This window comes from Azorhizobium doebereinerae UFLA1-100, from assembly GCF_000473085.1.
GTDB classification, from domain to species: domain Bacteria; phylum Pseudomonadota; class Alphaproteobacteria; order Rhizobiales; family Xanthobacteraceae; genus Azorhizobium; species Azorhizobium doebereinerae.
On record NZ_AXBA01000013.1, the window covers coordinates 173487 to 180326 of the forward strand.

Here is a 6840-nt window from a genome sequence, read left to right on the forward strand (position 1 = left end):
GATTCGGGCGGCCGTCACGCGCCGTTCAGGCGTGGCCGGCCTCGTTCGACAGCATGCCGGGGTGCACGCCGAGCTTGCGCAGTGCGAGATCGTACTTGGCCTCGACCACATCGCCGAACACCAGTTCGGCATCGGCCGGGCAGTGCAGCCAGCCATTGGCCTGGATCTCGGTTTCCAGTTGCCCCGGCGCCCAGCCCGCATAGCCCAGCGCCAGCACCGCGCTTTCCGGGCCGCGCCCGCCGGCGATAGCCTTCAGGATATCCAGCGAGGCGGTGAGGCAGATGCCGTCATCGATGGGCAGCGTGGAATTCTCGATGAAATAATCGGACGAGTGCAGCACGAAGCCGCGCCCGGTTTCCACCGGCCCGCCGCGCAGCACCTTGACCGTTCCCGCCCGTGGCGGCAGCAGGATGCGCTCGGCGGCGGGCAGCACGTCAAGCTGCACCAGGAGGTCGCCGAAATCGATATGGGTAGCCGGCTGGTTGACCACGATGCCCATCGCTCCCTCGGCGGAATGGGCACACAGATAGACCAGCGAGCGGGAGAAACGCTCGTCGCGCATGCTGGGCATGGCGATCAGAATTTGCCCGTCGAGGAAATCGCGCGGGCCAATGGGCGATGAGAACGTGCGATCAGCCATCATGCGTTGAGGGTAACTCTGAACACGTCATTTGGGAACGTGCCGTCTGCATGCGGCGTGCGGCACGGGAGCGCCGGCGCGGTTGCCACGGCCGGCTTTTGCGGCTCCCCCGGGGCCGCATCTCACAGCAATTTGCGCAGCTTCCCTTTGCACCGGACGCCAGCAGGCGCTAGCGCAGGAGCCATGGAACCGACCCGCCGCCATCTCCTGCAGACCGCCGCCACGATGGCCTGCGGCAGCCTCCTGCCCCCCTTGCTCTTCCCGTTGGCCGGAACGGCGGCCGCCGGCCCGCTCGGCCCCGGCCAAGCGCGCGCGGAGGGCGCCAGCGCGGAAGGCACGCAGGTTCGTCTCATTCCCGGCCCCGTCACCGGCGGCATCGTCCAGGCCGGACTTGAGATCGGCTTGGCCGCCGGCTGGAAGACCTACTGGCGCTATCCGGGCGACAGTGGCGTGCCGCCCCGCTTCAATTGGAGCGCGTCCCGCAACGTGGCGGACGTCACCGTGCTGTGGCCGGCGCCAAAGCGCTTCTCCGACGGCTCCGGCGGCTTTTCTATCGGCTACAAGGACACCGTCATCCTGCCGCTGGAGGTGCGCCTGACGACGCCGGGGACACCGGCCCTGCTCGACCTCGCGCTGGATTTCGCCGTCTGCCAGGCGCTCTGCGTGCCGGCTGATGCCCATGTCAGCGTCGAACTGCCGGTGGATGGCGCGCCGGACCCGCGCCTTGCCGCCGCGTTCGGCCATGTCCCGGTTCGCACGCCGCTCGGCGCGCCCGGCACGCCGGCGATCCTGAAACTGGAGACCGTGGCCGGCGCCGTGCCGCCGCGTCTCGTCGTCACCGCCCGCGCCGCGCCGGGCGCCCTGCTGTTCCTGGAGGGGCCGGACGACAGCTGGGCCCTGCCGCTGCCCGAGCCGGAGGCGCCCCAGGGCGACATCCTGCGCTTTGCCGCACCGCTCATCGGCGTTCCCGCCGACACGCAGCTTGCCGGTGCCCGGCTGACGCTGACCCTGGTGGACGGCGCCCGCGCCATCGAAACCCAAGCTCTGCTGCCCGCTGCCGGCTGAGGTCGGGGGCCCGACGATTGCCGCTTTCCTCTAGCGGAAAACTTCCTATTCTCCGCAGCGTCCGCCCATGAGGCGGCAAAAATCAGCGGAGATGAAGATGCCCATTCAGGTCGGCGACAGCCTGCCCAACGTCACCTTCCGCGTGTCCACGGCGGACGGCCCCGTTCCGAAGACCACCGAGGAAATTTTCAAAGGCAAGCGCGTGGTGCTGTTCGCCGTGCCGGGGGCCTTCACGCCCACCTGCCACAAGAACCACCTGCCCGGTTTCGTCGCCCGCGCGGCGGAAATCAAGGCCAAGGGCATCGACACCATCGCGGTGGTCTCGGTGAACGATCCCTTCGTCATGGGCGCGTGGGAGCATGCGTCAGGCGCCGACGGCAAGATCCTGTTCCTGTCTGACGGCAACGGCGAGTTCGCCCAGGCGCTCGATCTGGCCTTCGACGGTTCGGCGGTCGGGCTCGGCCTGCGCTCCAAGCGCTATTCCATGGTGGTGGAGAACGGCGTCGTGAAGGTGCTCAACGTCGAGGACGTGCCCTCCAAGGCCGATGCGTCGAGCGCCCAGACCCTCCTGACCCAGATCTGATCCGATCCGCCGGGCCTCAGGCTCGCAAGGGCGCCACTGTCGTGGCGCCTTTTTCATTGTCCGACGCCGCGCGACTGCCGGCGCAATCAGGCGATGATGTCCGGAAACAGCTCGTCTTCCAGATGGCTGATGCGGTCCTTCAGTTGCAGCTTGCGCTTTTTCAGCCGCTGGATCTGCAACACGTCCGAGCCGGCAACCGACAGGAGCGCTTCGATCGCAACATCGAGATCCCTGTGCTCCTGACGCAGACGTTCCAACAGCGCCTTCAGCTCCCGCTCGTCCTCACTGGTCATACTTTTCCGCCGCGCCCCGCTGAGCCGAGACTTCGAATATCGCACGCGCTTGCGCGCCTGCAAGCGGCCATCCGTCCCAGCCGCAGATTAGGCGGTCGACTCTTTGCCGCCTCCATGACAGGATGAAGACCGTTGCAGACAGGGAGAGGCCAAGAATGTCCGTCCAGTCGCACTTGCAGGAGCTTCAGCGTCGCCACGCCGCTCTTGAATCGGAAATCCATCGCGAGCTCACCAGCCCGGCCGCAGACCCGCTCAAGGTCGCGGAAATGAAGCGGCGCAAGCTGGTCCTCAAGGACCAGATCGCCCGTCTTCGCGGCGGCTCCACCCTCCACTGATCATCGCACGCCGCCGGTCGCCACGTTTGGGGTTTCCCGTCGCGTGGCGGCGGATCGACGCCACGTCACTCGTCCGGCCTGAACCGGACGATGCTTGGTGTAACGCCGCCTTGCATTGACCGGCGGGCGTCGCCGATATCTCGGATCACCCTCTGTCGGCGACGGCGTAGCGTGCTTGATAGGCCGCCGTTCCGTGATCCATGAGGGGTCTGGTGGCGCTGGATTTCTGGCTGCGGGACGCCGTGCGGTAGGCCGTGGGCCGCCGCCGGATGTTGCCACCAGCACCGCCGTGCGGCCGCACGTTGCCGCGCGGCGGTCACCGATAGTCCGAGCCGGCCACATGCCGGAGCGGCGCACGGGACCGAACACAGGCACCGGGAGAGCCCGGGCGGGCCAAGAGAGCCTTTGCGTTCATGCGCGAGGAAGGCTAATTCCCCGCCATGGCTCCTCCTCTCGTCCTGCTCCAAGACATCCACCTGCGCTTCGGTGTGCAGCCCCTTCTCAATGGCGCGGAGCTGTCCGTCTCCGCGGGCGAGCGCCTGTGCTTCGTCGGCCGCAACGGCTCCGGCAAGTCCACGCTGCTGAAGGTGGCGGCGGGCCTGATCGAGCCGGATTCCGGCACGCGCTTCGTGCAGCCGGGCACAACGGTGCGGTATCTGCCGCAGGAGCCTGACTTTTCCGGCTTTTCCACCACGCTCGCCTATGTGGAAGCGGGCATGGGGCCCGGCGACCAGGAGTATCGGGCGCAATATCTGCTCGACCAGCTCGGCCTCACCGGCCGCGAGGACCCGTCCAACCTCTCCGGCGGCGAGGCCCGACGGGCGGCCCTGGCGCGCGTCATCGCCCCGGAGCCCGACGTGCTCATGCTGGACGAGCCCACCAACCATCTCGACCTGCCGGCCATCGAGTGGCTGGAAAGCGAGCTGAAGTCGCTGCGCTCGGCGCTCGTCATCATCTCCCATGACCGGCGCTTCCTGGAAAACCTGTCGCGCGCCACTCTGTGGATCGACCGCGGCACCACGCGGCGCCTGGAACAGGGCTTCTCGGCCTTCGAGGGCTGGCGCGACCAGGTGCTGGAACAGGAAGAGACCGAGCGCCACAAGCTCGACCGCAAGATCGTCGCGGAGCTGGACTGGCTGCGCTACGGCGTCACCGCCCGGCGCAAGCGCAACGTGCGGCGCCTTGGCGACCTGCACGCCATGCGCAAGGATCGCCGCGAGGAACGCCGCGTCCAGGGCAACGTGACCATCACCGTCACCGAAGGCCAGACCTCCGGCAAGCTGATCATCGAGGCCAAGCACGTTGCGAAAGCCTATGACGGCGTGCCGGTGGTCAATGATTTCTCCACCCGCATCCTGCGCGGCGACCGCATCGGCATCGTCGGCCCCAACGGCGCGGGCAAGACCACCTTGCTGAAGATCCTCACTGGCGAACTGAAGCCGGACAGCGGCAGCGTGCGCCTCGGCACCAATCTGGAAATCGCCTCGCTGGACCAGAAGCGCGCCGCGCTGCGCCCCGAGACCACCTTGCGCGACGCTTTGACCGGCGGTGGCAGCGACACGGTGCTGGTGGGCGGGCAGCCCAAGCATGTGATGGGATATCTGAAGGACTTCTTGTTCACCCCCGAGCAGGCCAATTCGCCGCTGTCCGTCCTCTCCGGCGGCGAGCGCGGCCGGCTCATGCTGGCCCGCGCTCTGGCCCTGCCGGCCAACGTGCTGGTGCTGGACGAGCCCACCAACGATCTCGACCTGGAAACCCTCGACCTCCTGCAGGAGATGGTCGCGGACTTCCCCGGCACCGTCATCCTGGTGAGCCATGACCGCGACTTCCTCGACCGCACCGTCACCTCGGTGATCGCCGCCGAGGGCCATGGCGTGTTCAACGAATATGCCGGTGGCTATGCGGACATGGTCAACCAGCGCGGACGCGGCGTGGAGGCGAAGGTCCGCTTCGACGACGGCAAGGCCGAGAGCAAGCCCGGCGCCAAGGCACCGGCCGCCGCCGCTCCGGCCAAGGACGCCAAGCGCCGTCTCTCCTTCCACGAGAAGCATGCGCTCCAGACCCTGCCGAAGACGCTGGATAAGCTGCGCGCCGACGCCGAGGCACTGGCCGCCAAGCTCGCCGACCCCGCCCTCTATACCCGCGACCCCGCCGGCTTCGAGAAGACCAGCGCGGCCCTCGCGACGGTGCAGAAGGAGATCGACGCTGCCGAGGAAGAATGGTTGCGCCTGGAAATCCTGCGCGAGGAAATCGGCGCCTGACGGGCCGCCGCAGGCGGTGGAAACACAACGGGCCGCCCCAATGGGCGGCCCGTTTCCGTTCCGGGGTCCGGTGAGGCTTATTGCACGAAGATGGTGCGCAGCGTGCCGATGCCGTCGATGCTCACGTCCACCTCGTTGCGCGGCTCCTTCATGGAGCCGACCCCGATGGACGTGCCGCAGGCGATGAGGTCGCCCGGATGGAGCGTCATGTCCTGCGACAGCAGCGACACCAGCCGCGCCGGCGGGAAGATCATGTCGGACAGGGGATAGTTCTGCCGCTCGGCGCCGTTCAGCACGGTGCGCACGCTGGCGGCGGCGGGATCGAGGTCGGTGACGATCCACGGGCCGAACGGGCCATAGCCGTCGAACCCCTTCGCCCGCGCCCACTGCGGGAAGGTGGGGTCCTTGTTCAGGATGTCGGCGGCGGTCAGGTCGTTGACGATGGTGTAGCCGAAGATGTGCGCCGCCGCCTCGTCCTCGGAGATGTTGCTGGCGGTCTTGCCGATAACGATGCCCAGCTCGCCCTCATAGACCGTCTTGCCGGCATAGGCGGGCGGGCGGCGCACTTCGGCGCCCGGCGCCGCCACGGTGCTGATCGCCTTGAGCAGATAGAGCGGCTCGGCCGGCTCGGCCACGTTCAGCTTGGCCGCGAGGCCATGGAAATTGTTCCACAGCGCGATGATCTTGGTCGGATCGCACGGCGCCGCCAACGTCGCGTCCGCCAGCGGCCGGGTCTCGCCAGTCGGCCGCGCGCCGGCGAACATGTCGCCGGCATGGATCGCGATCCGATCTCCTTCAACAGTGCCGAAAGCCGTCGTCCCGCCGTCGGTAAAGCGCACCCATCTGGCCATTGTCGTCCTCCCGTGGCGCCCGTCCACGGGAGGCGTGGCTCAGGGCGCGCGTTGATTGTTGAGGGAAGCCAGCACTTCGCGGTGCCGCCGCTCCTCATTGTCGTTGTTCACCACCACCACCGCCCAGATGGCGGCGGGCAGCCAGCCGATGAGCGTGATCTGCAGCACCAGGCACAACAGGCCCTGGAACACCCGCCCGCGCAGCATCAGCGCCAGCCACGGCAACAGGACCGCGATCGCAATCATTCTTCTCCTCCATTCCGGGCCCGCTTCGGCCGGACAATGGATAGATAGGAAGGACAACCGGCCCCGGCGAGGGGGCTAGCCCTTGAGGATCTCCGCCAGCGTCTTGCCGAGGCGTGCGGGGGAGGGAGAGACGCGGATGCCGGCCTCTTCCATGGCGGCGATCTTGTCTTCCGCGCCGCCCTTGCCGCCGGAGATGATCGCGCCCGCGTGGCCCATGCGGCGCCCGGGAGGGGCCGTGCGGCCGGCGATGAAGCCAACCATCGGCTTCTTCCGCCCGCGCTTGGCCTCGTCCTTCAGGAACTGCGCCGCATCTTCCTCCGCCGAGCCGCCGATCTCGCCGATCATCACGATCGACTGCGTCTTCTCGTCGGCCAGGAACATCTCAAGCACGTCGATGAACTCCGTGCCCTTCACCGGGTCGCCGCCGATGCCCACCGCCGAGGTCTGCCCNAGNCCCTCCTGCGAGGTCTGGAACACCGCCTCATAGGTCAGCGTCCCCGAGCGCGACACCACGCCCACCGAGCCCGGCTTGAAGATGTTCGCCGGCATGATGCCGATCTTCGCCT

Annotated in this window: 8 protein-coding genes and 1 pseudogene; 4 read left to right on the forward strand and 5 right to left on the reverse strand. The window is 68.0% G+C overall.

Annotated features, from left to right (window positions below):
- Positions 1-25: 25 nt before the first annotated feature.
- A complete protein-coding gene (locus YU1_RS0111665; RefSeq protein ID WP_029004222.1) occupies positions 26-643 on the reverse strand; it encodes a YqgE/AlgH family protein in 618 nt (205 codons plus the stop codon).
- 180 nt (positions 644-823) lie between these two features.
- Between YU1_RS0111665 and YU1_RS0111670 the strand changes: the two genes are divergently transcribed.
- Together YU1_RS0111670 and YU1_RS0111675 are read left to right on the forward strand one after the other, a co-directional pair.
- Entirely contained in the window at positions 824-1705 is an 882-nt protein-coding gene (locus YU1_RS0111670) for a protein-disulfide reductase DsbD domain-containing protein (protein WP_245263301.1), read from the forward strand.
- Positions 1706-1802: 97 nt separating this feature from the next.
- Positions 1803-2288, forward strand: coding sequence for a peroxiredoxin (locus tag YU1_RS0111675; protein WP_029004224.1), 486 nt, complete (start codon positions 1803-1805; stop codon positions 2286-2288).
- An 86-nt stretch (positions 2289-2374) separates the two neighbouring features.
- Here the strand turns inward: YU1_RS0111675 and YU1_RS0111680 are convergent, their stop codons facing one another.
- Positions 2375-2581 carry a YdcH family protein gene (locus YU1_RS0111680; RefSeq protein ID WP_029004225.1) on the reverse strand — a complete coding sequence of 69 codons (207 nt, stop codon included), beginning with the start codon at positions 2579-2581 and terminating at the stop codon, positions 2375-2377.
- 155 nt (positions 2582-2736) lie between these two features.
- Here YU1_RS0111680 and YU1_RS0111685 point away from each other — a divergent pair, with 155 nt between their 5' ends.
- Entirely contained in the window at positions 2737-2916 is a 180-nt protein-coding gene (locus tag YU1_RS0111685; RefSeq protein ID WP_029004226.1) for a YdcH family protein, read from the forward strand.
- Between the two features lie 440 nt (positions 2917-3356).
- Complete coding sequence (locus YU1_RS0111690) at positions 3357-5177, forward strand: ABC-F family ATP-binding cassette domain-containing protein (protein WP_029004227.1); 1821 nt, start codon at positions 3357-3359, stop codon at positions 5175-5177.
- Positions 5178-5254: 77 nt separating this feature from the next.
- Here YU1_RS0111690 and YU1_RS0111695 read toward each other — a convergent pair whose 3' ends face one another.
- The 3 genes and pseudogenes from YU1_RS0111695 to YU1_RS0111705 all read right to left on the reverse strand — a co-directional run.
- On the reverse strand, positions 5255-6028 hold the full coding sequence (locus YU1_RS0111695; RefSeq protein ID WP_029004228.1) for a fumarylacetoacetate hydrolase family protein: 774 nt from the start codon (positions 6026-6028) through the stop codon (positions 5255-5257).
- A gap of 39 nt (positions 6029-6067) precedes the next feature.
- A complete protein-coding gene (locus YU1_RS0111700) occupies positions 6068-6274 on the reverse strand; it encodes a YqaE/Pmp3 family membrane protein (RefSeq protein ID WP_029004229.1) in 207 nt (68 codons plus the stop codon).
- Between the two features lie 75 nt (positions 6275-6349).
- A pseudogene (locus YU1_RS0111705) lies at positions 6350-6840 on the reverse strand (succinate--CoA ligase subunit alpha); the annotation flags it as partial.